Here is a 23524-nt window from a genome sequence, read left to right on the forward strand (position 1 = left end):
CGGATCAGGGAGCGGGGCCTGGTGCGTGCGATCGCAAGGCGGAGGAGGGAGGCGACGCGGAGCGTCGTCGACCGACGACAACGCCGCGAGCGTGCATGCCAGGCCCCGCGAGCCCGGCCTGATCCAAACGACAAGCCCTAACCGTCTGCCTTGAGGGCGCGCAGCAGCATCGGCAGCGAGGTGTGCAGTTCACGCTGCCAGTACGGCCAGGTGTGGGTGCCGGGACCGTAGAAGTTGGTGGTGAGGTGTTTGGCGCCCGCCTTCTTCAACTGGGCGGCCAGGGCGTGGTTCTGGCGGTTGAAGTCGGCCTCCAGGGCGTTGGTGGCGCCGGGCGGGTCGAGCGGGCCCGCGGTGCCGTCGCCGCAGGAGAGGTAGACGGGGAGGGACTTGAGGCGCTTGGCCAGGTAGTACGGGTCGTGGGCCTGCCAGATGTCGCGCTGGGCCACCGGGTCGCCCCAGATACGCAGGGGATCGTTGCCCTGGCCGGCGAAGAAGCCCATGATCCGGTCCGTCGACTCGTCGTTCAGGAGCGGGTGCGCGGAGCCCGAGTAGGCCGCGGCCGCCTTGAACATCCCCGGGTGCCGGGCCGCGTACAGGAGCGCGCCCTGGCCGCCCATCGACAGGCCCGCGACGACGCGGCGCGAACCCGCTCCCCAGTCGCTCTCCAGCAGGCGGCGCAGATCGCGGGTGTGGAAGGCGTCCCAGGCCGGGTCGCCGCCCGCGCCGTGGTTCCACCAGTCGCTGTACCAGCCGTTCCAGCCCGCCTCCGGCATCACGACGAGGACGTCGCGCAGGCTGTCGACGGAGGCGACGTCCGTCATGTTCGTCCAGGACGTGTAGTCGCCGCAGCAGCCGTGCAGCAGCCACAGGGTGGGCCAGTGCTTGGTGCGGTCGTCCGGGTTCCAGCCGTCGGGGGTGAGCAGGCGGACCTTGACGGTGCGCCCGCCCAGGGCCGATGCGCGTACGGAGAGGTCCACCTGGCGGTCGGCGACCTGCGTGACGTCGACGACCTCGGCGGCGGGCTCCGCCCGCGTGGCGGCGACCGCCGACGGGGCCGAGCCCAGGGTGAGCAGCAGGGCGGCGAGGACGAGGAACAGGCGTCTGGTGCGGCGGGTCAGGGCGGCGGTCATGTCGGCTCCCTCGAATCGTCCGGCGCGTGCGTCAGTGGGTGTCGCGCAGCACCAACAAGGCGTCCCCGACCGGGCGTTCGCCGGTGGCGTCCGACGGGTCGTTGATCACCTGGCCGTCGACGACCATCGTGGTCGAGCCGCCGCCGTCGAGGTTGATGGCGTCCCGCAGGCCGAGGGACTCGGCGACGTCGGCGCTCTCGTTGATGCTCAGGCCGAGGGAACCGGTGCTGCGGCCGTCGGCGGTGACGAGCAGGGTGCGTCCCGCGGCGTCCGTGCCCGCGAGGGTGCGCGGGTTCCGCTTGTGCACCCAGCCGTAGTAGAAGCTCGGGTTGCCGGGCTGCACCATGCCGTCGGTGGCCGGGGTGACGTGGCGGCGGCCGTCGCGGACGAGTTCGGGGCCGCCGTCGAGGATGCCGGTCGAACGGGAAGTGGGCACAGCGCGGCCCTTGGTGTCCTTCAACCCGCCCTGGATGCGCAGGTGTTGACCGGTCTTCGCCAGGGCCGTCAGCCGTGCCGCGTACGCACCCGTGGCCTGGACGCTGCGGCCTCCTGCGGGCAGGGCGCCGCCGCGCGGGGTGCGCACCTCGACGACCCGGCCTGTCCGGTCGAGGACGGCTTCGACCCCTTCACCCTTCGGCGTCTGTTTGCCGAACTCCGGGGTGAAGGCGATGAGTTCGTCGGGGTCGGTGCAGGTGGTGTCGTGCAGCGGCGTGGCGGTCGGGGTGTCGTCGGCGGTGCCGCCGCAGTTGCGGATCAGTCCGGGGACGCGGTCGATGCCGTCGAGCGGCAGCTTCGCCCCTCCGGCGCGGACGCTCCCCTGCCAGGTGAACCGCTCCACGCCTGTGCCGCGCGCGGAGTCGTGGACGACGAGAGCGGGGCGGCCGTTCACCGCCTCGCTCAGCAGGCGACCATCGTAGACTCCGACACCGGCGGGGTCGCCGGGGGCGCCCGCCTTGGGGTCGAGGACGAAGAAGCCCGCGTTCACCCCGGCCGTCGCCCCCTCGGCGGCGGCGAGCGCGCTGGTGGTCTCGCGGTTCTCCAGGTCGGGGCCGTACGACGCCTTGAGGTCGCCGTCGAACTTCTTCGGGTCGATGGTGAGCACGTCCACGTGCCAGGGGCCGCGGTCCCCCACGTTCCCGTCCCAGCCGGTGTACCAGGCGGATCCGGTGTGGCCGGCGGCGCGCAGCCGGGTGCGTTCGGCGGTGGCGGCGGCCTCGGTCCGGAAGCTGCCGACGCGGACCCGCCAGCCGAGCGTGCCGCCCGCGTAGTCGGCGGTCGCGGCCGTGGTGACCTTCTCGGAACGAGCGTCGAAGCCGTCCGCGCGCAGGTCGGAGGCGAGTTCGGCGGCGCTGGCCCCGTCCTTCAGGGCGGTCGGCGGCGCGTCCGGGTCGGGCGATCCGGCGCCGCCGGGGATGGAGACCTCCACGGTCCACGCCATGGCCGGGGCGTCCGCACCGCGCACGATCCGGGTGAGCGTCACGCCCGGTTGCAGCGTCCGCGTCGTGCGGGTCTCGGACAGATCGGCGGGGCCGAGCGGCAGCCCGCCGTGCCGGGGCCCGAACGAGGCCGCTGACGACGTGGCGGGCGCCGGTGCCGCGCCCACGAGGGCGAGAGCGCACAACGCCGCGCCCACGCCGAAGAGTCTGCCGTTCACAAGCCCCCCACTGCTCGAATGACGACCTCCGTAACGGTGCGTGAGCCCATGACCACCAGTCAAGGCATGTGCACATCATTCATCGGGCGTTCTCCGTGCCGCCTTCGGCACGCCGGTGGTGGATCATGGGGTACGCAGCCGCGACAGCCGTACGACCGGGAGCCCGCCCCATGCACGACCCCACCTCGCCCGATCCCCGCCACGACGGTCTCGTGCGGGTGCGGGGCGCCCGCGAGCACAACCTCAAGGGCGTCGACGTCGACATCCCGCGCGACGTCCTCGCGGTCTTCACGGGGGTGTCGGGCTCGGGGAAGTCGTCGCTCGCCTTCGGGACGATCTATGCGGAGGCCCAGCGCCGCTACTTCGAGTCGGTCGCCCCGTACGCGCGCCGGCTGATCCACCAGGTCGGCGCGCCGAAGGTGGGTGAGATCAGCGGGCTGCCGCCGGCGGTGTCGCTGCAGCAGAGCCGTTCGGCGCCGACGTCCCGCTCCTCGGTCGGCACGGTGACGACGCTGTCGAACTCGCTGCGGATGCTGTTCTCGCGGGCCGGTACGTATCCGGCGGGCGCCGAGCGTCTGGACTCGGACGCCTTCTCCTCGAACACGGCGGCCGGGGCCTGCCCCTCGTGCCACGGACTCGGCCAAGTGCATCGCACGACCGAGGAGTTGCTCGTCCCGGACCCCTCGCTGTCGATCCGCGAAGGGGCCATCGCGGCGTGGCCCGGCGCCTGGCAGGGCAAGAACCTGCGCGACGTCCTGGACGCGCTCGGCCACGACGTCGACCGGCCGTGGCGGGAGCTGGCGCAGACGGACCGGGACTGGATCCTGTTCACGGACGAGCAGCCGGTGGTGACCGTGCACCCGGTGCGCGACGCGGGCCGCATCCACCGCCCGTACCAGGGCACGTACATGAGCGCGAACCGGTACGTGCTCAAGACGTTCTCGGACTCCAAGAGCCAGTCGCTGCGTGCGAAGGCGGAGAAGTTCCTGGAGAGCACGCCGTGTCCGGTGTGCGGGGGTGCCCGGCTGCGGGCGGAGGCACTGGCCGTCACGTTCGGGGGCCGTACCATCGCGGATCTCGCCGGTGTCCCGCTCGCGGACCTCGCCGAGCTGCTCGCCGCCGAGGGCGACACGTCCGAGACGGCGCGCGTGCTCACCGAGGATCTGCGGGCCCGCATCGCCACGGTCACGGAGCTCGGCCTCGGCTATCTGAGCCTCGACCGGTCGACCCCCACCCTGTCGGCGGGCGAGCTGCAACGCCTGCGCCTGGCAACGCAGTTGAGGTCGGGGCTCTTCGGTGTCGTGTACGTCCTCGACGAGCCGTCGGCCGGACTGCATCCGGCCGACACCGAGTCCCTGCTCACCGTCCTGGACCGGCTGAAGGCGTCCGGCAACTCCGTCTTCGTGGTCGAGCACCACCTTGATGTCATGCGGCACGCGGACTGGCTGGTCGATGTCGGGCCGCTGGCCGGGGAGCACGGCGGCCGGGTGCTGCACAGCGGTCCGGTGGACGGGCTGCGGGAGGTCGCGGAGTCGGCGACGGCCCGCTATCTCTTCGACGACGAACCGGTCGGCGAGCGTGATGTCCGCACGCCCACCGGCTGGTTGAAGGTCGGACCGGTCACCCGGCACAACCTGCGCGAGGTGAGCGCCGCGTTCCCGCTGGGCGCCTTCACCGCCGTCACGGGTGTCTCCGGGTCCGGGAAGTCGACGCTGATCGGCGAGATCACCGAGGACGTCGAGGGGGTCGGCCGGCTCGTGGTCGTCGACCAGAAGCCGATCGGGCGCACACCGCGCTCCAACCTGGCCACGTACACGGGCCTGTTCGACGTCGTCCGCAAGGTGTTCGCCGCGACCGACGAGGCGAAGGCGCGCGGGTACGGCGTCGGCCGCTTCTCGTTCAATGTCACCGGCGGGCGCTGCGAGACCTGTCAGGGCGAGGGCTTCGTCAGCGTGGAGCTGCTGTTCCTGCCGAGCACCTACACACCGTGCCCGGACTGCGCGGGCGCCCGCTACAACCCGGAGACGCTGCAAGTCACCTACCGGGGCCGGAACATCGCCGAGGTGCTCGATCTGACGGTGGAGTCGGCGGCGGAATTCTTCGAGGCGGCCGACGACGACGCGGCCAGGCCGGTCCTTCGCAGCCTGCGCACGCTGCTCGACGTCGGCCTCGGCTATCTGCGGCTCGGGCAGCCCGCCACCGAGCTGTCGGGCGGCGAGGCCCAACGCGTCAAGCTCGCCAGCGAGTTGCATGGGGCATCCCCTGCTCGAAGAGCTTGGGGAAGGGTAAGGCGCGGGCACACCCTGTATCTCCTCGACGAGCCGACGACCGGGCTGCACCCGGCCGACGTGGAGGTGCTGCTGCGGCAGCTGAACGGGCTCGTCGACGCCGGGCACTCCGTGATCGTGGTCGAGCACGACATGGCGGTGGTCGCCGGGGCGGACTGGGTGATCGACATGGGGCCGGGCGGCGGGGCCGCGGGCGGACGGATGGTGACCGCCGGGCCGCCCGCGACCGTGGCCGCCGAGACCGCGAGCCGGACCGCTCCCTACCTGCGGCGCCTGCTGGGGTCCTGAGTTTCCCGCGAGCGCCAGTGCACCTTACGGACCGCCGGGGAGCACCGGTGGTCCGTGCGGCGCTCGCCTCCCCGACGCGTTCTGCGCCGCCGCGGCCAGCGATCTGCGGTCCGTGTGATGGCCCGCAGCGAGTACCGGGCGGATCTCCACATGCGCCTCGATCCGGCGCGCCGAGACCACCCGCCACAGGGCCGCGAACAGGGTGTCGTCGCCGACGAACGCGGGCGCCGTGCTGACCGTGCCGTCGGGCAGGCGGTAGCCGAGCCGCACCGGCTGCACCGGTGTGCCCGCGTCCAGGGCGGCCTGGAACGCGGCCCGGCGGAAGGTCCCCCGCGCCCGGCCGCACCAGGTGCTGCCCTCCGGGAACACCGCCACCGCGCCGCCCCGCCCGAGGACCGCGGCGAGCCGGGCCACCGTGCCGGGCAGCGCCCGCAGCCGGTCGCGGTCGAGGAAGACCACCCCCGCCCGCGCCGCCAGGAAACCGGCGACCGGCCACCGTCTGATCTCCTTCTTGGCCACCATGCGGGCCGGCCGGACGGCCGCGAGCAGCGGGACGTCCATCCAGGAGATGTGGTTGGCGACCATCAGCAGCCCACCGGAGGGCGGCGCCGCGCCGGTCAGGTGCAGGCGCACCCCGGTGGCGCGCACGACGGCCCTGGCGAACAGACGCACCCCTCCCTCGGGCAGCCACCGGCCGAACGGCAGGAACACGACGCCCACGCCCAGCACCGCGAGCAGCGCCGTGAGACGCAGCACCGCACGCGGCACCCGCACACCCGCGCTCTCGTCCTCCAGGCACGCGCTGGAGCAGGGCGCTGTGGGCAGCCAGACGCTCATCGGGCCGGGGCGAGCGACAGGAAGTGGTTCAGGTAGCGCGTGTTCATCCGGCGCATCGAGAGCAGCGCGTACAGATCGGCGACCCCGAAGTCGGGGTCGTGCGCGGGCGCCCCGCACACCCAGGCGCCGAGCCGTGTGTATCCGCGCAGCAGGGCCGGGAGCGCGGTGCGTCCGGCGGGACGGGGGACGGCATCGGGGCGCCAGGCGCGCAGCGGGGTCACCCGATACTCCTCGGGTGCGAGGTGCCCGGCGCGCACCCGGTCCCAGGCCGCCGCGGCGAGCGCGCCGCCGTCGGCGAGCGGGATCGAGCAGCAGCCCGCGAGCCACTCGTGGCCGCGGTCGACCATGTAGCGGGCGATGGCCGCCCAGATCAGTCCGATGACGGCGCCGTCGCGGTGGTCGGGGTGCACACAGGAACGACCGGCCTCGACGAGGTCCGAGCGGATCGGGGCGAGCGACCTGAGGTCGAACTCGCCCTCGGAGTACAGCCGGCCGGCCCCGGCGACGCGCTCGGGCGGCAGCAGGCGGTAGGTGCCGACCACCTGTCCGCCGGGTGTCTCGCGCACCAGCAGATGGTCGCAGTGGGCGTCGAACGTGTCGACGTCGAGTCCGGGGCGCTGGGTGTCGAGCCGGGCGCCCATTTCGAGGGCGAACACATCGTGGCGCAGCCGTTGGGCGGCGCGGACGTCGGCCTCGTCGCGGGCGAGGCCGACGGTGTAGCGGGTGGGTGCGACGGATCGTGCGGGGCGGTGGAGCGTACGTGCGCCGGTCATGACTGACTCCTGGTCACGTGCCTGTCGGCGGAGGTGGGGGGGCCGACGTGGTGCGGCCTTCCGCCTCAGTTCTTCCGATCCCGGTTGGCGTGTACGTGACCAGCGTGTCGTGCGCGGATGTGGGGAGGTTGAATGCCCGGGGTGGCCGCCCCTCGGCGCACCGGCACGGGCCGGAAAACGATGACGGGACCGGGGGTTGAGCACCACATCCGGTCCCGCCCACCCCGCGCTCTTCGCGGGACGTTCATCGAAGGGTCAGCGGCTGACCTTCCGGTTCGCGCGCAGCCACTCCTTGTTCATGCTGGTGATGGAGAACAGCGGGATGCCCTTCGGGCAGGCCGTCGCGCACTCGCCGGTGAGCGTGCAGCCGCCGAAGCCCTCCTCGTCCATCTGGCCCACCATGTCCAGGACGCGGGTCTCGCGCTCGGGCGCGCCCTGCGGCAGCACGTTGAGGTGGTTGATCTTCGCCGAGGTGAACAGCATCGCCGCGCCGTTCGGGCACGCGGCCACACACGCGCCGCAGCCGATGCACTCGGCGTGCTCGAAGGAGAAGTCGGCGTCGGGCTTGGGCACGGGCGTGGAGTGCGCCTCGGGGGCCGCGCCCGTCGGGGCCGTGATGTAGCCGCCGGCCTGGATGATCCGGTCGAAGGCCGAGCGGTCCACGACCAGGTCCTTCACGACCGGGAAGGCGGAGGCGCGCCACGGCTCGATGTCGATGGTGTCGCCGTCCTTGAAGGACCGCATGTGCAGCTGGCAGGTGGTGGTGCGCTCCGGGCCGTGCGCGTCGCCGTTGATGACGAGCGAGCAGGCGCCGCAGATGCCCTCGCGGCAGTCGTGGTCGAAGGCGACCGGGTCCTCGCCCTTGAGGATGAGCTCCTCGTTGAGGGTGTCGAGCATTTCGAGGAACGACATGTCCGTCGAGATCCCGTCCACCTCGTACGTGGACATGGCGCCTTCGGCGTCGGCGTTCTTCTGGCGCCAGACGCGCAGGGTGAGCTTCATGCGTAGCTCCGCTGAGTGGGGTGGACGTACTCGAAGACCAGGTCTTCCTTGTGCAGAGTGGGGGCCGTACCGGTGCCGGTGAACTCCCAGGCGGCGGCGTAGGAGAACTCCTCGTCGACGCGGGCGGCCTCGCCGTCGGGGGTCTGCGACTCCTCACGGAAGTGGCCGCCGCAGGACTCGGCGCGGTGCAAGGCGTCGAGGCACATCAGCTCGGCGAGCTCGATGTAGTCGATGATGCGGTTGGCCTTCTCCAGCGACTGGTTGAACTCCTCGCCGGTGCCGGGCACCTTGATGCGGCGCCAGAACTCCTCGCGGATCTGCGGGATCCGGTCGAGGGCCTTGCGCAGCCCGGCGTCGGTGCGGGCCATGCCGCAGAACTCCCACATGAGCTCGCCGAGTTCACGGTGGAAGGAGTCGGGCGTGCGGTCCCCGTCGACGGCGAGCAGCTTGGCGAGCCGCTCCTCGGTCTCGCGCACGACCTCGACGGTGGCGGGGTGTTCGGCGTTCACCTCGTCGGTGTGCGGATGCTTTGCGAGGTAGTCGTTGATGGTGGCCGGGAGGACGAAGTAGCCGTCGGCCAGGCCCTGCATCAGGGCACTCGCACCGAGCCGGTTGGCGCCGTGGTCGGAGAAGTTGGCCTCGCCGACGGCGAAAAGGCCGGGGATGGTGGTCTGGAGGTCGTAGTCGACCCACAGCCCGCCCATAGTGTAGTGCACGGCCGGGTAGATCCGCATCGGTGTCTTGTACGGGTCCTCGTCGGTGATCCGCGCGTACATGTCGAAGAGGTTGCCGTACTTGGCCTCGACGGCCTTGCGGCCCATCCGCTCGATGGCGTCGGCGAAGTCGAGGTACACACCCTGGCCGCCGGGGCCCACTCCCCTGCCCTCGTCGCACACGTTCTTCGCGGCGCGGGAGGCGATGTCACGGGGCACGAGGTTGCCGAACGCCGGGTAGATGCGCTCCAGGTAGTAGTCGCGCTCGTCCTCGGGGATCTTGTTCGCCGGGCGGTCGTCGCCCTTCGCCTTCGGCACCCAGATCCGGCCGTCGTTGCGCAGCGACTCCGACATCAGGGTCAGCTTCGACTGGTGGTCGCCGGTGCGCGGAATGCACGTCGGGTGGATCTGCGTGAAGCACGGGTTCGCGAAGTAGGCGCCGCGCCGGTGGGCGCGCCAGATGGCCGTCGCATTCGAGTTCATGGCGTTCGTCGACAGGTAGAAGACGTTGCCGTAGCCGCCGGACGCGAGCACGACGGCGTCCGCGAAGTAGGTCTCGATCTTGCCGGTGATCAGGTCGCGGGCGACGATGCCGCGGGCCTTGCCGTCCACGATGACGAGGTCGAGCATCTCGGTGCGCGGGTGAAGTTCGATGTTCCCGGCGGCGACCTGGCGGCTGAGTGCCTGGTACGCGCCGAGGAGGAGCTGCTGGCCCGTCTGGCCGCGGGCGTAGAACGTACGCGAGACCTGCACGCCGCCGAAGGAGCGGGTGTCGAGGAGGCCGCCGTACTCGCGGGCGAAGGGCACGCCCTGCGCGACGCACTGGTCGATGATCTCGACGGAGATCTGCGCGAGGCGGTGCACGTTCGACTCGCGGGCGCGGAAGTCGCCGCCCTTGACGGTGTCGTAGAAGAGGCGGTGCACCGAGTCGCCGTCGTTGCGGTAGTTCTTCGCGGCGTTGATGCCACCTTGCGCGGCGATCGAGTGGGCGCGGCGCGGCGAGTCCTGGTAGCAGAACTGGACGACGTGGTAGCCCTGTTCGGCGAGCGTGGCGCCCGCCGAGCCGCCGGCGAGTCCGGTGCCGACGACGATGACGGTGTGCTTGCGCCGGTTGGCCGGGTTGACCAGCTTGGCCTCGAAGCGGCGGGTGTCCCAGCGCTCGTTGACGGGGCCTGCCGGGGCCTTGGTGTCGGCGACCGGCTCACCGGTGGTGTATTCGGCGTACTGCGTGTTCACAGTCATGTCTCTCAACTCACCAATCCGGTCATGACGCCCACGGGCACGGCGATGAAGCCGAGCGTGAGCACCACGGCGAGTACGTTGCCGACGGTCTTCAGGACACGGTCGCGGGTGCGGCTGCCGACGCCGAGGGTCTGCGCGGCACTCCAGAACCCGTGCTGAATGTGGAAGCCGAGCGCGAGCATCGCGACGATGTAGATGACGTTGGAGTACCAGGTCGAGAACGTGTCGATGACGTTCTGGTACGGGTGCAGGTGCTCGTAGCCGCCGGGGTGCACCGTGCCGGTCGTCAGGTCGAGGATGTGCCAGACGATGAACAGGCCGAGGATGATGCCGCCCCAGCGCATGGTGCGCGTGGCGTAGTCGGAGCGCGGCTTCTTGTGCGCGTACTTGGTGGAGCGCGCCTTGATGCCGCGGCGGCTCAGCTGGTACGCGGAGGTGGCGTGCGCGACGACGGCGACGATCAGCACGACGCGGGCGATCCACAGGCCCCACTCGTAGTGCAGGACGGGCCCGCCCATGGTGCGCAGCCAGACGGCGTAGTGGTTGATCTCCTCGGGGCCGAAGAAGATCTTGAGGTTCCCGATCATGTGCGCGACCAGGTAGAGCAGCATGACGAACCCGCTCACCGCCATCACTGTCTTCTTGCCGACGGAACTGTCCCAGACAGTACGTGCCATGGACGGCCGTCGGTCCGTCCGCGTTGCCAGAGCCATGGGTCAAGACGCTAGAGCCCAAAGGCCCGATCGGTCCAAGACATGGTGCGGCTCATTTCCATAGGCTTTCACTATCGACGGTCTAAGGTGGGCCCATGCAGTTCCAGCAGCTCCAGTACTTCGTCGCGGTCGCGGAGACCCGGCACTTCACACGCGCCGCCGAGCTGGTGCATGTCGCGCAGCCGTCGCTGTCCCAGCAGATCCGGGCCCTTGAGCGGGAGCTGGGCGTCGATCTGTTCCTGCGGGCCCGGGGGAACATCTCGCTGACGGACGCGGGCGAGGCACTGCTGCCGCTGGCCCGCCGGATCCTCGCCGACGCGGACACCGCCCGACACGAGGTGCAGGAGCTGGCCCAGCTCAAGCGCGGGCGGGTGCGGCTCGGCGCGACGCCCTCCCTGTGCACGGGCCTGTTGCCGGACGTGTTGCGCTCCTTCCACGACCGCTATCCCGGGATCCAGCTGATGATCGAGGAGGGCGGCTCCCACGACCTCGTACGGGAACTCGCGCGCGGCGCCCTCGACCTCGCGCTCGTCGTGCTCCCGCTGCCCGCGCCCGCGCCCGCCCTGACGACGGTGGAGCTGCTGCGCGAGGAGCTGGTGGTGGTGTCGTCCAAGGACGCGCCCGCGCCGGGGCAGAGCCGCAGGTCCGTGCGGATCTCCGACCTGGAGGGCGAACGCCTCGTCATGTTCCGGCACGGGTACGACCTGCGGGAGCTGACCGTCGCCGCGTGCCGGGGCGAGGGCTTCGAGCCGGACTTCGCGGTGGAGGGCGGCGAGATGGACGCGGTCCTCGGGTTCGTACGGGCCGGGCTCGGGGTGGCGGTGGTGCCGTGGATGGTGGCGCACCGGGCGGGGGCGGACCTGCGGGTCACGCCCCTGGCCAAGCCGGGGCTCAGCCGCACGATCGCGCTCGCGCACCGGTCCGACGTGGCCCCACCACGCGCTGCGCGCGAGCTTCAGCGGATGCTGTTCGAGGGACAACCCAGCCCCGCCGGCGATTGAGGCGCGGGGTCCGGGGCGGAGCCCCGGCTCTAGGGCCTGTCGCGTCCGCCAAGGCCAGTTCGTGGAGGCGGTCCGGAGGACCAGGGCGGGCGTAGTACCAGCCCTGGGCCGTGTCGCAGCCCAGGTGGCGGAGCTGCTCCGCCTGGGCGCCCGTCTCGACGCCCTCGACCGTGACCGAGAGGTCGAGGCTGTGAGCCAGCGAGACGATGCCCTCGACGATCTTCAGGTCGACCGGGTCCGCGGGGAACTGCTGCATGCCCTGCGTGAAGGAGCGGTCCAACTTGAGGACGTTCACGGGCAGGCGGCGCAGGTTGGCCAGGTTCGAGTAACCGGTGCCGAAGTCGTCGAGGGCGATGTCGACGCCCATCTCGGAGAGCCGTCTGAGGGGCTTGAGGAGGTCGTCGTCCGCGCCGATCAGGGCCGACTCCGTGACCTCCAGGCACAGCGCGTCCGGCTCCAGGCCGAAGCGCTCCAGGATCTCGACCGTGTCCGCCACCAGACCGGGGTGGGTCAGCTGCATCGGGGACAGGTTGACGTTGATGCGGAACGGGCCCGCCTCCTCGTACCGGTCCTGCCAGACCCGCGCCTGTCGGACCGACTCCTCCAGGACCCAGCGGCCGAGCGGCACGATCAGGCCGGTGTGCTCGGCGAGCGGGATGAAGCGGTCGGGGCCGAGCACCCCGTGCTGCGGATGCAGCCAGCGCACCAGAGCCTCGGCGCCGCGCACGCTGCCGTCGCCGAGGTGCACCAGGGGCTGGTACTCGATGAAGAACTCGCCGCGGTCCAGGGCGGCGGGCAGCGCCGTCGTCAGGCCGTGCCGGGTGATGGCGCGGGCATCGGCCTCCGGGTCGGCCAGCTCGTAGCGGTTGCCGCCCGCGGACTTGGCCCGGTACATCGTGATGTCGGCGCTGCGCAGCACCTCGGCGGGGCTGCGCTCGGCGGCCGGGCCCTCGACGATGCCGACCGAGCCGCGCACGGTCAGCTCGCGGCCGTCGATACGAATGGGGGTGGCCAGGGCGTGCATGATGCGTCCGGCCAGTTCGTCGACCTCGGCCTGGGTGTCCTTGCCGGTGGTCAGGGCCACGAACTCGTCGCCGCCGAGCCGTGCGACCATCTCGCCGGGGGCGGTGGCGCAGGCCTGGAGGCGGTCCGCGACCTCGACCAGGAGCCGGTCGCCGGCCGCGTGGCCGAGGCTGTCGTTGATGGTCTTGAAGCCGTCGAGGTCGAGGTAGCACAGACCGAAGCGCATGCCCCCGCCCGCGCTGAGCACCTTCTCCAGGCGCTCGAAGAACAGGGTGCGGTTGGGCAGCCCGGTGAGCGCGTCGTGGGTGGCCTCGTAGCGCAGCCGCAGGTTCAGCAGGCGGCGCTCGGTGACATCCTCCATGAGCGCCAGCTGGTACTGGGGGACGCCGTCCGCGTCGCGCAGCAGGGAGACCGTCAGGTTCGTCCACAGGGCCGTGCCGTCCGGGCGCGAGTAGGCCTTGTCCACCCGGTAGTGCTCGCGCTCGCCCTGCACCAGCTCGTGGTACATGCGCCAGATGTGCGGGGCGTCCTCGGGGTGGGTCAGCTCGTGGGCCTTGCGCTGGAGCAGCTGCTGCCTGCTGCCGCCGAACATCCGCACCATCGTCTCGTTGACCTCGATGATGGTGCCGTCGAGGTCGGCGATCCCGATGCCGATCGCGGCTCCGTGGAAGACCGCGCGGAACTTGGCCTCGCTCGCGTGCAGGGCCTCGGCGACGGCGCTGCGGGCGTCGAGCGCGGCCCGCGATATGGCCTCCTGTTCGGCGCGGGTGCGCTCCCGCAGCGCGGCCGCGAACCCGGCGGCCATCGCGTGCTGGATACGGGCGCAGCGCGAGCGCAGTTCCTCCGCGCGCCCCGCGGTGGGCGCCTTTTCCGCACAGTGCCCGACGAGATGTGTCTCCACCACGTCGAGGGTCTGGGTCAGTGCCTCGGGATCGGTGCAGTGCACTTCGACCAGGGCCGCGCCGACGGCCTGCGCCTCCGAGCGGTCCAGGGCCTGCGCGGCGAGCGCGGTGCGCAGCCGGCGCACGAGCGGCACGAGTTCCGCCTCGAACTCGTGCCGGGTCAGCGAGGTCGCCGTGAGCGGGAAGATCTCCCGGCTCCAGAGCGTGGCGAACTCGCGCACTCTGTCTTCCGGCCCGGCCGACGCATCACCGCCGATACCGTCGTCGGTCCGTGCCGACCTGTCCGTCCGGCCGGCTTTCCCGGCCCGGGGCCCGGGGTTCGTCCCCCGGGAGGATGCAGCAGTCACGCCTTGCGCCCCACTCCCACATAGCCCGCGAAGGTGTACGGGTCCTCGTCGTCAGGGGCGGTGTCGGGCCGCCACACCGGCATCGCCACGATGCCCGGTTCGACCACCTCGTACCCCTTGAAGAACCGTTTGACCTCATCGCGGTTCCGCATGATCAGCGGATTGCGGACATCGTTTCGGTAGACGTCGACCATCCCGTCCGCCCGCTCCGTCTCTATGGGCATGCCCTCATTGGAGGCATGCGTCACGATGAGCAGGCTGCCCGGTGCCAGCGCCTCACTGAGTTCGGCCACGGCCGCGTACGGGTCGTCGACCTCCTCGATGAAGTGCAGTACTGCGACGAGGAGCAGGGCCACCGGCCGCTCCAGGTCGAGCAGTTCGGCGACTTCGGGGCTTTCCAGGATCTCCCGCGGCCTGCGCAGGTCCGCCGTGACGACTCCGGTGCGCGGGACGTCCTCGAGGACCGCCCTGCTGTGCGCGACCGCGACCGGGTCGTGATCGACGTACACCACGCTCGCCCCGGGGCTCTCCTGCTGGGCGACCTCGTGGACGTTGCCGAACGTCGGGATGCCGGAGCCGATGTCGAGGAACTGCGTGATGCCGGCCTCGGCGGCGTACCGCACGGCACGACGCATGAACGCCCGGTTCGCCTGCATGATCTTCGGCAGCCCCGGCAGGAACTCCATGGCCTTGCGGGCCGCTTCCCGGTCGACCTCGAAATTGTGCGAACCGCCCAGGTAGAAGTCGTAGATACGGGACACACTGGGCACCGAGATGTCGATGCCCCGTGGGGCCCAGGCGGGACGCTGCATCAAGGTCTCCATGGCGTAGGCGTGCCGGTGTTCGAGCCGAGGCTACTGATCCACCGCCAAAGGAGCGAGTCAAAACGGAAATTGACCGTCCGTTCCCGGTCACTGCCTCCGTCACGTGCCAAACGGCAACGATCCGAAACCATCCCGAAACCTTCTCTTTCCCCGACTTTCCCGACGAAAAGAACCGGTCCGTTCCCTCCACACGGCCTGACCTGGCCATGCGGGGAACGGACCGGCGACGAGCCAATTCCGTTGACGACTCTACTGTGAGCGCCTCACCGGGCGCACCGACCCCTCCCAGTTGTTACTTGGGAGCGCCTACCGGCTTTCCATTCGGAGCCGCCGCGTACCAAGTACCTCCTACGCCCTGTCCGTTCGTGTCACCTGGCTTTTTGTCGCCCGAGAAGGTGTAGACGGGCCAGCAGTTCAGGGTCTGCTGCTTGGTTCCGTCGGGCCGTGTGAAGGTCATGTATCCCTTCAGTGGAATGTTCTGCGTGTCGTTCTTCGCAACCGGAGCCACCGCGGGCCACTTCTCCGCACAGGCGCCGACACAGTTCGACTTGATGGGCCACGCCGAGTCCTTGAGGAATCGGTAGACCGTCATGCCGTTCTTGTCGACGACGACCTCGCCGAGCTTCGGGTCGTTGCGCGTGGACAGGCCCTCGAGGTCGGCGGGCTGGGCGCCGGCCTCCTGCTCGGCCTTCTTGTTCGCCTTCTTGCCGTCGGGAGCCGCCGCCCACCAAGTGCCGCCCACGCCCTGACCCTTGACGTCGCCGGCCTTCTTGTCCATCGCGTAGTGGTACATGGGCCAGCCGTCGACCGTCAGCTGCTTCGTGCCGTCGGCGGCCGTCACCTCGCCGAGCAGCGACTTGTCGACCCCGGGCGCGGCCTTGGCGCCGCTCGCCGGGACGGCCGGCCACGCCTTGAGGCACGCCGCGTCACAGTTCGACTTGGGCGGCTGCGCGGTGTCCTTGTCGAAGCGGTACAGGGTCATCCCGGCACTGTCGGTGAGCACCTTGCCGAGTTCCTTGCTGTCCCACGAGGCGAGCTGGCCCGCGGACTTGGCCTTGGCCGCGCTCTTGTCGGCGCCCGAGGAGCCGTAGCCGTCCGAGCCCGATCCATAGCCGTCGGAGGACCCGTAACCGCCCTGCGCGTCGGCCGCGCTGCCCACGTTCTGGCCCGTCGCCGCCTGGTCGCCCTGGTCCTGACCGCACGCCGTCGTCAGCGCCAGCAGGGCCGCAGCTGTCGCTACGAGCGAGGCGCTCCGCCAGGAGGTCTTCATCTCAACTCCCGCACATTGCTTGGGTGTTGTGCGGACCCGGGCGGGCCGCACATGGCCCTAGGTACGGGCGGCGGTGACGGCTGTGTTCAATGCGGGGGAAGATTTCTTCGGGTGCGACCGGGGCGTGCGCCAGGGGGCGCAGGTACGGGAGCAGGCCCGCGCACGCGAGCAAACCCGAATGCTCCCGCTCCCCACCATCGGGCCATTCCGCGCCCGGGACGGCGTGCCGGGGCCCGCCGCTGCTAAGGATCATGGTCGTGCATCCAACCAAGCGCCCCGGGTCAGCCCTGGTCACCCGCGTCCTCGCGGTACTCACCACCGCCTGGCTGTGCGGCGCGCCGAGCGCGGCCGCCGTCGCCGCACCGCTCGCCGTCCCGGCCGACAGCTGCGCCTACGCCTCCGTGGACGGCGGCTCGTCGGGCGACGCGGTGGCGGTCTCCGGCAGCGGCGTCGATTGCAGCGCGGGCCCCAGCACTCCTCCGCCGAAGAAGCCCGCGCCCAAGCCCCCGCCTCCCAAACCGGCGCCCCCACCACCACCGCCGCCGCCTCCACCGCCTCCTCCACCACCGCCGCCTCCGCCGACCCCCACGCCGACGCCTCCCCCGCCTCCGCCACCGGCGGCCCCTGAACCGCCCCCGAAACCAGAGCCGAAGCCGAAGCCGACCCCGACCCGCACGAAGCCCGCGCCCAGCCCGAAGCCCGTGCACTACCCGGCCTACCGCCCCACCTCCCACCGCGCCCCGCCGCGCGGCGGACCGTCCCTGGTCACGCTCACCCTGCTCATCACCGCGCCCGCGGTGCTCGCCGTCGCCGCACTGCGTCCCCGCTGATCTTGTTGAACCCTTGTGGAGCTTTCGATGTCGGAATGGCTTGTTCTCGCCCTCGCGATGCTCGCGGTCTGCGGTGTCGTCCTCGTCGTCCAGGTCCTGCAGCAGCGCAGGATCGGCGATGACGACGACCCGTCCGAGACCCCCGACGTCATCGAGTACATGACGATGATGATCGGCGTGGTCTACGCGATCGTCCTCGGCCTCGCCATCGCGGGCGTCTGGGAGGGCCGCAGCGCCGCCGAGGACCACGTCCGCAGCGAGGCGCAGGCGCTGCACGAGATCCATGAACGCGTCCGGGTCTATCCGGCCGAGACCCGGGACCGTATTCGCGCGGATGTCGACAGGTATGTCAGCCATGTCGTCACCACCGAGTGGGACGCGATGCGCGATCAGGGGGAGCTGACCGCGAAGGGCGACACGCTGCTGCAGAAGGTGCGCGAGGACGTCACGGACTTCGAGCCGAAGAACGACTTCCAGGCGCAGGCCTACCAGCCGCTGCTCGACCAGGTGACGGCCGCCGACGAGGCACGCGGCGCCCGCGAGGACTCGACGGGCGCGACCATGCCGGGCGTCGTCTGGTTCGGCCTGGTCGCCGGAGCCCTGGTCACCATCGGCATGATCTTCGCGCTGCAGATCAGGCGCACCGCGCGCGAACTGGTCCTCGCCGGGCTCTTCTCGTCCCTGATCGCGTTCCTGCTCTTCCTGATCTGGGACCTGGACGCGCCGTACAGCCGGGGCGTCGCGGCCACGGCGGAGCCGTTCCTGTTGCTGTTCCCCGGCGCCCACTGACCGCTTCGGGCTGCGGTCCGCCCCCGCGCCCAGCACTCTGTGGTGCATGACCCGATGGCACGCACCGATCGTCGTCCACCCGCCCGCACCGGCGGGTGGGCGGCATGTCTCCGTACGCGGACAGGCGCTCGGCCTCGCGCACAGCGACACGGACCTGACCGAACTGCTGCGCCGCGCCGGGTTCGGCGCGTCGGACGTGACGCTCGACGACCCGCACCTGGTGGAGTGGCGCGGGGCGGGCCCGCACGTGTGGCACACCGGCGGCCCGACGGAGCATCACCACGGCCCGGAAGCCACCTGACCGGCCCACACGCGTGCCCCGTTCGTACGACACCGATCGCGGCCGTACAGGGCTGTCCTTAGCGTGTCGGGCATCGAGGTGGCTGTCCCCCGCGCGCGGAACCGGTCCGCTGCCGCTCCTCGTGAACCCGGAGGAACCCCCATGCACGCGATACGTGCCGCATCCGCCGCCGTGCTCTCGCTCCCCGCGCTGACCTTGATCGCGCCGTCGGCCGTCGCCGAGGACGGCTTCAGGCCGAGCATCTCCCCCACCACCATCGCCGCGGGCGGCAAGGTGACCCTGTCGGCCAGTGGCTGCACGGGCAAGACGAAAGTGACGGCCGGGATCTTCGACTCCGTCAAGATCGGCCCCGACGAGGGCCCCCGCAGCGTCGACGTCGACTGGGACGCCAAGCAGGGCGCCGCCTACACGGTCACGTTCGTCTGCGACGGTGGCCAGCCCCGCAGGGCCGACCTCACCATCGCCACCGGCCGCCCCGACTCCTCGCCCAGCCCCGTCCCGCAGGGCGTCAAGGCCGGTATCGGCGGCAGTGCCGGTGGGCTCGATCTGCGGGAGGTCGCGCTCGGCGGCGCCCTGATCGCGGGCGCGCTCGGCACCGCGTACGTCGTGGCGCGCCGCCGCACCGGCGACAAGAGCGCCTGACCCGCCCCGCCGCCTCCCCATGTCGAACTGGCGCTTCGCGGACGAGGAACGGCCGAGGAGGCGCGCCCCGTGGGGCGTGCTCGCGCTGGTGCTGCTCACCGGGCTCGCCCTCGTCCGCAGCGGTTCGGGAGAGTTCGACCCCGGACCGCCGCAGCCCGCGTCCGCCGCGGCCGCCGAACGGCGCGCACCGGAGCCGGCGCGGGCGAAGGCGGCCCACCCGCTGCCCTTCTCGACGGTCGAGCGGGTACGGATCCCGGCGATCCGGGTCGACGCCCCGGTGACGGAGGTCGGCCTCGACGCGGAGGGCTGGATCGACGCGCCGCCGCCGAAGGAGGCGAATCTGGCGGGCTGGTTCACGGGCGCGGCGGCGCCCGGCGAGCGCGGCACCGCCGTGGTCGTGGGCCACGTCGACAACGCGCGCGGCCCCGCCGTCTTCTACGGCCTGGGCTCTCTGCGCGAGGGCCACCACGTGGAGATCCGGCGCGAGGACGGCAGGACGGCCGTCTTCCGGGTCTACGGGGTCGAGGTGTTCGCCAAGTCTCGCTTCCCCGGCCGCAAGGTCTACCGGTCACACGGCACGCCGGAGCTGCGGCTCATCACGTGCGGCGGCCGCTTCTCGAAGCGCGACGGCTACGAGGGCAATGTCGTGGCGTTCGCGCGCCTGGTGTCGACGCGCTGAGCCACCCGTGCCCGGCGCCGCGTCACATGCCGTAGGGGCGCGGCACCGTCATCCGGTACCCGGCGTCCAGCAGGCGCGGCAGATAGTCGCGCACGGCGGTGAGCGTCTGGGAGCGGTCGCCGCCCGCATCGTGGTTGAGCACGATCACTCCGGGCGCCGCCCGGTTCACGACCCGGGAGATCACCGTGGGGGCGCCGGGGTTGTCCCAGTCGAGCGAGTCCACGGTCCAGGCCAGCGGTTCCATGCCGAGTTCGGTCCCCAGCTCGAACACATGGCGGTTCCACGCGCCATAGGGCGCCCGGAACCAGAACGGCGGCTCGCCGAGGGTCCGCTCGATGAGCTCGCTGGTGCGCTCGATCTCGGCGCGGATCCGCGTCCTGTCCAGCTTGAGCAGCAGCGGGTGCGTCCAGGTGTGATTGCCGATGACATGCCCCTCGCCGGCCATCCTGCGCAGCAGGTCGGGACTTTCCCGCGCCCGGCCCCCGCACACCAGGAACGTCGCGCGCACGTCGTGCTCGCGCAGCAGCCGCAGGATCTCGGGGGTGTACGCGGGGTCGGGGCCGTCGTCGAAGGTGAGGGCCATGGCGCGGTCGCCCGGTGCGGTGTCCAGCCTCAGGATGGGCGCCTTGCGCACTTTCAGGGCCGCGCGTCGCGGCCCTCCGGCTCCCGCCATCGGTCGCAGCCGGTACGTGGACGGCTCGCGCACCGGCCGGGCCGCCCCGCCCGCGGGGGCCGGGGCGGCGCCCTGCCGGTCGGGGCCCGCGCATCCGGTGAGCGCGGCCAGGCCGACGGCGGTGAAGCCGCGCAACAACGCGCGCCGTCCCGTGATGTCCTGATGCTTTGTCATGATTAATGCGTGACACGGCACGCGGGTGCCGCGCACGGAACCACCGGATGGGACGCGGGAAAGCACCTGATCGGCGGCTTCTCCGTTAACCTCTGCCGCGTGACCGAAGAGCAGCCTCATCAGTTCGAACGTGGCACCGACGGACCGAAAGTGATCGTCGTCGGTGTCGACGGATCCGATTCCTCGTTCCGCGCGGCGGCCTACGCGGGAGGTCTGGCCCGCAGGCAGCGCGCGCTGCTCGCCGTGGTCTACGTACAGCCCGTGATGACGGGAGGGGCCGCGCTCGGGGTGCCCGTCGCGGAGACCACCGACGAGATCGCCGAGGGGCTCATCCAGGAGATCCGGGCCTCGGCCGCTCGGGTCAAGGACATATACGACGTGCGCTGGGAGTTCCACACCTTCCGCGGCGACCCCTTCAACGGCCTGGTCACGGCCGCCGACGAGCTGAAGGCGGACGCGGTGGTGGTCGGCGCCTCGGAGCAGGCGGGCCACCGCATCGTCGGCTCGGTGGCGGTACGCCTGGTGAAGGCGGGGCGCTGGCCGGTCACCGTCGTCCCGTAAAGATTTCCGTGGGTGCCTCTACGGCGCTGCTGTCTTCCGAACCCGCTGTCTCGGAGGCATCATGATCGGCCGTCAGCCGTCTCCGCAGCAGCCAAGAGGTGAGGCCCATGTCCGTCCCCCCGAAGATCTCGAGAGGGCAGGGCGTTCTGCGCCGCAAACCCATCGAGCAGATCGAGGACACGGAGTCCGGCGGGAAGCTCACCCGCTCCCTCGGCCTGTGGCAGCTCACCTCGATCGGTGTCGGCGGCATCATCGGCGCCGGCATCTTCACCCTCGCCGGCACCGTGGCCAACGGCACGGCGGGGCCCGCGGTCCTCATCTCGTTTCTCATCGCGGGCGTCGCGAGCGCGGCGGCCGCCCTGTCGTACGCAGAGTTCGCCGGGATGATCCCGAAGGCCGGGTCCGCGTACACGTACGGCTACGCGGTGCTCGGCGAACTCGTCGGCTGGTTCATCGGCTGGGACCTGCTCCTGGAGTACACGGCGATCGTCGCGGTCGTCGCGATCGGCATCTCCGGCTACTTCAGCTTCCTGCTGGGAGAGATGGGCGTCGACCTGCCCAGCTGGATGCTGGGCGCGCCGGGCACCGGCAGCGGGCACAAGGTCGACCTGTTCGCCGCCGCGCTCTGTCTGCTGATCGCGTGGCTGCTGAACATGGGCATGAAGAACGCGGCCCGCTTCGAGACCTTCGTGGTCGTGCTCAAGGTCCTCGTGGTGCTGCTCGTCATCGGCGTCGGCGTCTTCCACATCAACTCGGACAACTACACGCCGTTCTTCCCGTTCGGCGTCAGCGGCGCGTTCACCGGCGCCGCCACGGTCTTCTTCGCGGTCTTCGGCTACGACGCCATGTCCACGGCGGCCGAGGAGTCGAAGGACGCGCAGCGCCACATGCCGAAGGCGATCATCTACTCGCTGATCATCTCGATGATCCTGTACGTGCTCGCCTGCCTGGTCCTGACCGGCATGCAGAACTACAAGGACATCGACCCGGAGAGCGGCTTCTCGACCGCGTTCAAGTCGGTGGGTCTGAGCGGTCTCGCGGACGTGATCGCGGTGGGCGCGATCATCGGCATCCTCACCGTGATGTTCACGTTCATGCTGGGCGTCACGCGCGTGTGGTTCGCGATGTCGCGCGACGGACTGCTGCCGAAGTGGTTCGCGAAGACCCATCCCACGCGGCACGTGCCGACCCGTGTGACGTGGATCGTCGGTGTCTGCTCCGCCGCCATCGCAGGCTTCCTGCCGATCGGCGAGGCGGCCGAACTCACCAACATCGGCATCCTGTTGGCCTTCGTCGTGGTCTGTGTGGCGATCATCGTGCTGCGCTACCGGCAGCCGGAGCTGCCGCGCACCTTCCGCACGCCGGGCATGCCGTTCGTGCCCGTCGTGGGCGTCGTCTTCTCGATCTGGCTGATCACGTTCCTGCAGTGGCAGACGTGGGTGCGGTTCGCCGTGTGGTTCCTGATCGGTCTGGTCATCTACTTCGGCTACTCGTACAGGAAGTCCGAATTGGCCCGCACATCCGACTGATTACGTACTGGCTGGCGAGGACCCGCCCGGCCCGCTCACCGCACCGCTCGTCGAGGGCTTCGCCCCGCCCGCCGCAGAGCCCCGCGCGTCCCCTGGGCGCGCGGGGCGGGCTGCGCTGCCATGACGCCCATGACGACGGCGTTCACGACACCCACGACGACGGAGGAGGACCTCGCCCAGGTCCAGCGGGAGCACGGCGGTCCGCTGTTCTCGTTCCTGCTGCGCCTGTGCGACGGTGACGCCCAGCGCGCGGAGGACCTGGTCCAGGAGACGTACGTACGCGCCTGGCAGCATCCCGAGGCGCTCGATCCGCGCTACGAGTCGGTGCGGCCCTGGCTGTTCACGGTCGGGCGGCGGCTGGCCATCGACGCGCGCAGGGCGCGGCTGTCGCGGCCCGCCGAGGTGGGCGACGCGGTTCTGGAGAACGCCCGGGTGTGCGCGGACCACGCGGAGCGCTCGGCGGCGGCGCTCGACGTGCGGGAGGCCGTGGCGACCCTCACACCCGAACACCGCGCAGTCCTGCTCGAGGTCTACTTCCGGGGCGCTAGTGTGGCGGAGGCCGCAGAGACCCTCGGTATTCCCCCCGGTACGGTCAAGTCCCGTGCGTACTACGCGTTGCGGGCGTTGCGTCGTGTCCTTCCGGGTTACGCACCCGACCTGCGGTGAAACCGAAGGCCGGGTCAAGCATCGGTAAAGCGCCTTGCTCCGCACACCCTTTCCTCGGTTGAGTAATCCGCTGTCCTCCCCGGTGAGTTGAGACGGGTGGGTCCGGGGGCCGAAGCAGCACACGGACCGGAGGAAGGCAGGAAGGCGATGCGGTACGGGAGCGATGAGGGCACGGACGGCAGGTCCGGAGCCGAGGACGGACCGGGCGGCGGACTCGTCGTCCCCATGGCGTGGTTGTACGCGGAGTACATCGCGGACGAGTTGCTGCGGACCGGCGACCTGATGCCGCCCACGTCCTTCGAGTTCAAGGCGGGCCGTGACGCGCTCGCGCTGACGATCTTCCTGTCCGACGCGGGCGACGAGCTCTCCGGTATCCGCGTCGTGTCCCAGTTGGAGAACTGGCTGTCGCTGACGGCGTACGACCAGCCGTGGCAGTCGTGGGTACGGGACCGCTTCGCGGAGCGCCTCGACCAGAACGCGCGGGCCCGCCGCCCCTCCCCCGACCTGCTCCTCGCCGAGGCCGCGTGGAGATGGCTGGAGGAGACCGAGCTGCTCGCCCCCGACCTCGACGCGGTGCCCGTGCCGGACGAGGAGGACGGCCCCCAGGTGTGGACTCCGGCGTGGCAACTGGGCTTACCCCTGGGCCATTTGGCGATCTCGCTGTTCTAGGTAC

21 protein-coding genes and 1 pseudogene are annotated in these 23524 nt (G+C 71.1%); 11 read left to right on the plus strand and 11 right to left on the minus strand.

Features of this window, described 5'->3' with window-relative positions:
* Nucleotides 1-137 precede the first annotated feature (137 nt).
* Nucleotides 138-1130, minus strand: coding sequence for an alpha/beta hydrolase (locus ACIA8D_RS37325; RefSeq protein WP_399239139.1), 993 nt, complete (start codon nucleotides 1128-1130; stop codon nucleotides 138-140).
* A 31-nt stretch (nucleotides 1131-1161) separates the two neighbouring features.
* Entirely contained in the window at nucleotides 1162-2784 is a 1623-nt protein-coding gene (locus ACIA8D_RS37330; RefSeq protein ID WP_399239141.1) for a phosphodiester glycosidase family protein, read from the minus strand.
* A 170-nt stretch (nucleotides 2785-2954) separates the two neighbouring features.
* On the opposite strand from ACIA8D_RS37330, the gene ACIA8D_RS37335 reads away from it, so the two are divergent.
* Nucleotides 2955-5360 (plus strand): ATP-binding cassette domain-containing protein, encoded by a 2406-nt coding sequence (locus ACIA8D_RS37335; RefSeq protein ID WP_399239143.1) that lies wholly within the window; start codon nucleotides 2955-2957, stop codon nucleotides 5358-5360.
* A 24-nt stretch (nucleotides 5361-5384) separates the two neighbouring features.
* On the opposite strand, the gene ACIA8D_RS37340 is transcribed toward ACIA8D_RS37335, so the two are convergent.
* The 5 genes from ACIA8D_RS37340 to ACIA8D_RS37360 all read right to left on the minus strand — a co-directional run bounded on the left by ACIA8D_RS37340 (nucleotide 5385) and on the right by ACIA8D_RS37360 (nucleotide 10604).
* Nucleotides 5385-6197 (minus strand): lysophospholipid acyltransferase family protein, encoded by an 813-nt coding sequence (locus ACIA8D_RS37340; RefSeq protein ID WP_399239145.1) that lies wholly within the window; start codon nucleotides 6195-6197, stop codon nucleotides 5385-5387.
* Nucleotides 6194-6970, minus strand: coding sequence for a GNAT family N-acetyltransferase (locus ACIA8D_RS37345; RefSeq protein WP_399239147.1), 777 nt, complete (start codon nucleotides 6968-6970; stop codon nucleotides 6194-6196). The genes ACIA8D_RS37340 and ACIA8D_RS37345 overlap by 4 nt, the downstream gene beginning before the upstream one ends.
* A 255-nt stretch (nucleotides 6971-7225) precedes the next feature.
* Complete coding sequence (locus ACIA8D_RS37350; protein ID WP_399239149.1) at nucleotides 7226-7972, minus strand: succinate dehydrogenase/fumarate reductase iron-sulfur subunit; 747 nt, start codon at nucleotides 7970-7972, stop codon at nucleotides 7226-7228.
* Complete coding sequence (locus tag ACIA8D_RS37355) at nucleotides 7969-9927, minus strand: fumarate reductase/succinate dehydrogenase flavoprotein subunit (RefSeq protein WP_399239151.1); 1959 nt, start codon at nucleotides 9925-9927, stop codon at nucleotides 7969-7971. The genes ACIA8D_RS37350 and ACIA8D_RS37355 overlap by 4 nt, the downstream gene beginning before the upstream one ends.
* 5 nt (nucleotides 9928-9932) lie before the next feature.
* Nucleotides 9933-10604 carry a succinate dehydrogenase gene (locus ACIA8D_RS37360; protein ID WP_399239153.1) on the minus strand — a complete coding sequence of 224 codons (672 nt, stop codon included), beginning with the start codon at nucleotides 10602-10604 and terminating at the stop codon, nucleotides 9933-9935.
* Nucleotides 10605-10735: 131 nt separating this feature from the next.
* Here ACIA8D_RS37360 and ACIA8D_RS37365 point away from each other — a divergent pair, with 131 nt between their 5' ends.
* Nucleotides 10736-11641: a LysR family transcriptional regulator gene (locus tag ACIA8D_RS37365; RefSeq protein WP_399239155.1), complete on the plus strand. Its 906-nt coding sequence runs from the start codon at nucleotides 10736-10738 to the stop codon at nucleotides 11639-11641.
* A 34-nt stretch (nucleotides 11642-11675) separates the two neighbouring features.
* On the opposite strand, the pseudogene ACIA8D_RS37370 reads toward ACIA8D_RS37365, so the two are convergent.
* The 3 genes and pseudogenes from ACIA8D_RS37370 to ACIA8D_RS37380 form a co-directional block, all read right to left on the minus strand.
* Nucleotides 11676-13823, minus strand: a pseudogene (locus ACIA8D_RS37370) (putative bifunctional diguanylate cyclase/phosphodiesterase); the annotation flags it as partial.
* A gap of 86 nt (nucleotides 13824-13909) precedes the next feature.
* Entirely contained in the window at nucleotides 13910-14725 is an 816-nt protein-coding gene (locus ACIA8D_RS37375; protein WP_399239157.1) for an SAM-dependent methyltransferase, read from the minus strand.
* Between the two features lie 304 nt (nucleotides 14726-15029).
* On the minus strand, nucleotides 15030-16007 hold the full coding sequence (locus ACIA8D_RS37380) for an SCO0930 family lipoprotein (protein WP_399239159.1): 978 nt from the start codon (nucleotides 16005-16007) through the stop codon (nucleotides 15030-15032).
* Nucleotides 16008-16258: 251 nt separating this feature from the next.
* On the opposite strand from ACIA8D_RS37380, the gene ACIA8D_RS37385 reads away from it, so the two are divergent.
* The 5 genes from ACIA8D_RS37385 (at nucleotide 16259) to ACIA8D_RS37405 (ending at nucleotide 19248) form a co-directional block, all read left to right on the plus strand.
* Nucleotides 16259-16837, plus strand: coding sequence for a hypothetical protein (locus tag ACIA8D_RS37385; RefSeq protein WP_399239161.1), 579 nt, complete (start codon nucleotides 16259-16261; stop codon nucleotides 16835-16837).
* Between the two features lie 27 nt (nucleotides 16838-16864).
* Nucleotides 16865-17626: a hypothetical protein gene (locus ACIA8D_RS37390; protein WP_399239163.1), complete on the plus strand. Its 762-nt coding sequence runs from the start codon at nucleotides 16865-16867 to the stop codon at nucleotides 17624-17626.
* Between the two features lie 46 nt (nucleotides 17627-17672).
* Nucleotides 17673-17927, plus strand: coding sequence for a hypothetical protein (locus tag ACIA8D_RS37395; RefSeq protein ID WP_399239165.1), 255 nt, complete (start codon nucleotides 17673-17675; stop codon nucleotides 17925-17927).
* Nucleotides 17928-18068: 141 nt separating this feature from the next.
* A complete protein-coding gene (locus ACIA8D_RS37400; protein ID WP_399239167.1) occupies nucleotides 18069-18569 on the plus strand; it encodes a hypothetical protein in 501 nt (166 codons plus the stop codon).
* A 19-nt stretch (nucleotides 18570-18588) separates the two neighbouring features.
* Complete coding sequence (locus ACIA8D_RS37405; RefSeq protein ID WP_399239169.1) at nucleotides 18589-19248, plus strand: class F sortase; 660 nt, start codon at nucleotides 18589-18591, stop codon at nucleotides 19246-19248.
* Between the two features lie 22 nt (nucleotides 19249-19270).
* Here the strand turns inward: ACIA8D_RS37405 and ACIA8D_RS37410 are convergent, their stop codons facing one another.
* Nucleotides 19271-20095: a polysaccharide deacetylase family protein gene (locus tag ACIA8D_RS37410; protein ID WP_399239171.1), complete on the minus strand. Its 825-nt coding sequence runs from the start codon at nucleotides 20093-20095 to the stop codon at nucleotides 19271-19273.
* Between the two features lie 99 nt (nucleotides 20096-20194).
* Here ACIA8D_RS37410 and ACIA8D_RS37415 point away from each other — a divergent pair, with 99 nt between their 5' ends.
* From ACIA8D_RS37415 to ACIA8D_RS37430, 4 genes are all read left to right on the plus strand, one after another.
* Nucleotides 20195-20656 carry a universal stress protein gene (locus tag ACIA8D_RS37415; protein ID WP_356380601.1) on the plus strand — a complete coding sequence of 154 codons (462 nt, stop codon included), beginning with the start codon at nucleotides 20195-20197 and terminating at the stop codon, nucleotides 20654-20656.
* A 107-nt stretch (nucleotides 20657-20763) separates the two neighbouring features.
* Nucleotides 20764-22185, plus strand: a complete 1422-nt coding sequence (locus ACIA8D_RS37420) for an amino acid permease (RefSeq protein WP_399239173.1) — start codon at nucleotides 20764-20766, stop codon at nucleotides 22183-22185.
* Between the two features lie 120 nt (nucleotides 22186-22305).
* The gene (locus ACIA8D_RS37425; RefSeq protein WP_399239175.1) at nucleotides 22306-22851 is read left to right on the plus strand and encodes a sigma-70 family RNA polymerase sigma factor; all 546 of its coding nucleotides are present in this window, start codon (nucleotides 22306-22308) and stop codon (nucleotides 22849-22851) included.
* A gap of 147 nt (nucleotides 22852-22998) precedes the next feature.
* Nucleotides 22999-23520 (plus strand): hypothetical protein, encoded by a 522-nt coding sequence (locus ACIA8D_RS37430; RefSeq protein ID WP_399239177.1) that lies wholly within the window; start codon nucleotides 22999-23001, stop codon nucleotides 23518-23520.
* Nucleotides 23521-23524 lie beyond the last annotated feature (4 nt).

It is taken from the genome of Streptomyces sp. NPDC051684 (assembly GCF_044453445.1).
Lineage (GTDB): Bacteria > Actinomycetota > Actinomycetes > Streptomycetales > Streptomycetaceae > Streptomyces.

What these genes read in the sequence shown, in the direction of transcription:
- ACIA8D_RS37420 (WP_399239173.1), top strand. Translation starts at nt 20,764, where the DNA reads ATGTCCGTCCCCCCGAAGATCTCGAGAGGGCAGGGCGTTCTGCGCCGC.
- ACIA8D_RS37350 (WP_399239149.1), bottom strand. Translation starts at nt 7,972, where the DNA reads ATGAAGCTCACCCTGCGCGTCTGGCGCCAGAAGAACGCCGACGCCGAA.
- ACIA8D_RS37335 (WP_399239143.1), top strand. Translation starts at nt 2,955, where the DNA reads ATGCACGACCCCACCTCGCCCGATCCCCGCCACGACGGTCTCGTGCGG.
- ACIA8D_RS37340 (WP_399239145.1), bottom strand. Translation starts at nt 6,197, where the DNA reads ATGAGCGTCTGGCTGCCCACAGCGCCCTGCTCCAGCGCGTGCCTGGAG.
- ACIA8D_RS37385 (WP_399239161.1), top strand. Translation starts at nt 16,259, where the DNA reads ATGGTCGTGCATCCAACCAAGCGCCCCGGGTCAGCCCTGGTCACCCGC.
- ACIA8D_RS37395 (WP_399239165.1), top strand. Translation starts at nt 17,673, where the DNA reads ATGACCCGATGGCACGCACCGATCGTCGTCCACCCGCCCGCACCGGCG.
- ACIA8D_RS37375 (WP_399239157.1), bottom strand. Translation starts at nt 14,725, where the DNA reads ATGCAGCGTCCCGCCTGGGCCCCACGGGGCATCGACATCTCGGTGCCC.
- ACIA8D_RS37425 (WP_399239175.1), top strand. Translation starts at nt 22,306, where the DNA reads ATGACGCCCATGACGACGGCGTTCACGACACCCACGACGACGGAGGAG.
- ACIA8D_RS37430 (WP_399239177.1), top strand. Translation starts at nt 22,999, where the DNA reads ATGCGGTACGGGAGCGATGAGGGCACGGACGGCAGGTCCGGAGCCGAG.
- ACIA8D_RS37400 (WP_399239167.1), top strand. Translation starts at nt 18,069, where the DNA reads ATGCACGCGATACGTGCCGCATCCGCCGCCGTGCTCTCGCTCCCCGCG.
- ACIA8D_RS37345 (WP_399239147.1), bottom strand. Translation starts at nt 6,970, where the DNA reads ATGACCGGCGCACGTACGCTCCACCGCCCCGCACGATCCGTCGCACCC.
- ACIA8D_RS37410 (WP_399239171.1), bottom strand. Translation starts at nt 20,095, where the DNA reads ATGACAAAGCATCAGGACATCACGGGACGGCGCGCGTTGTTGCGCGGC.
- ACIA8D_RS37380 (WP_399239159.1), bottom strand. Translation starts at nt 16,007, where the DNA reads ATGAAGACCTCCTGGCGGAGCGCCTCGCTCGTAGCGACAGCTGCGGCC.
- ACIA8D_RS37360 (WP_399239153.1), bottom strand. Translation starts at nt 10,604, where the DNA reads ATGGCACGTACTGTCTGGGACAGTTCCGTCGGCAAGAAGACAGTGATG.
- ACIA8D_RS37365 (WP_399239155.1), top strand. Translation starts at nt 10,736, where the DNA reads ATGCAGTTCCAGCAGCTCCAGTACTTCGTCGCGGTCGCGGAGACCCGG.
- ACIA8D_RS37355 (WP_399239151.1), bottom strand. Translation starts at nt 9,927, where the DNA reads ATGACTGTGAACACGCAGTACGCCGAATACACCACCGGTGAGCCGGTC.
- ACIA8D_RS37325 (WP_399239139.1), bottom strand. Translation starts at nt 1,130, where the DNA reads ATGACCGCCGCCCTGACCCGCCGCACCAGACGCCTGTTCCTCGTCCTC.
- ACIA8D_RS37390 (WP_399239163.1), top strand. Translation starts at nt 16,865, where the DNA reads ATGTCGGAATGGCTTGTTCTCGCCCTCGCGATGCTCGCGGTCTGCGGT.
- ACIA8D_RS37405 (WP_399239169.1), top strand. Translation starts at nt 18,589, where the DNA reads ATGTCGAACTGGCGCTTCGCGGACGAGGAACGGCCGAGGAGGCGCGCC.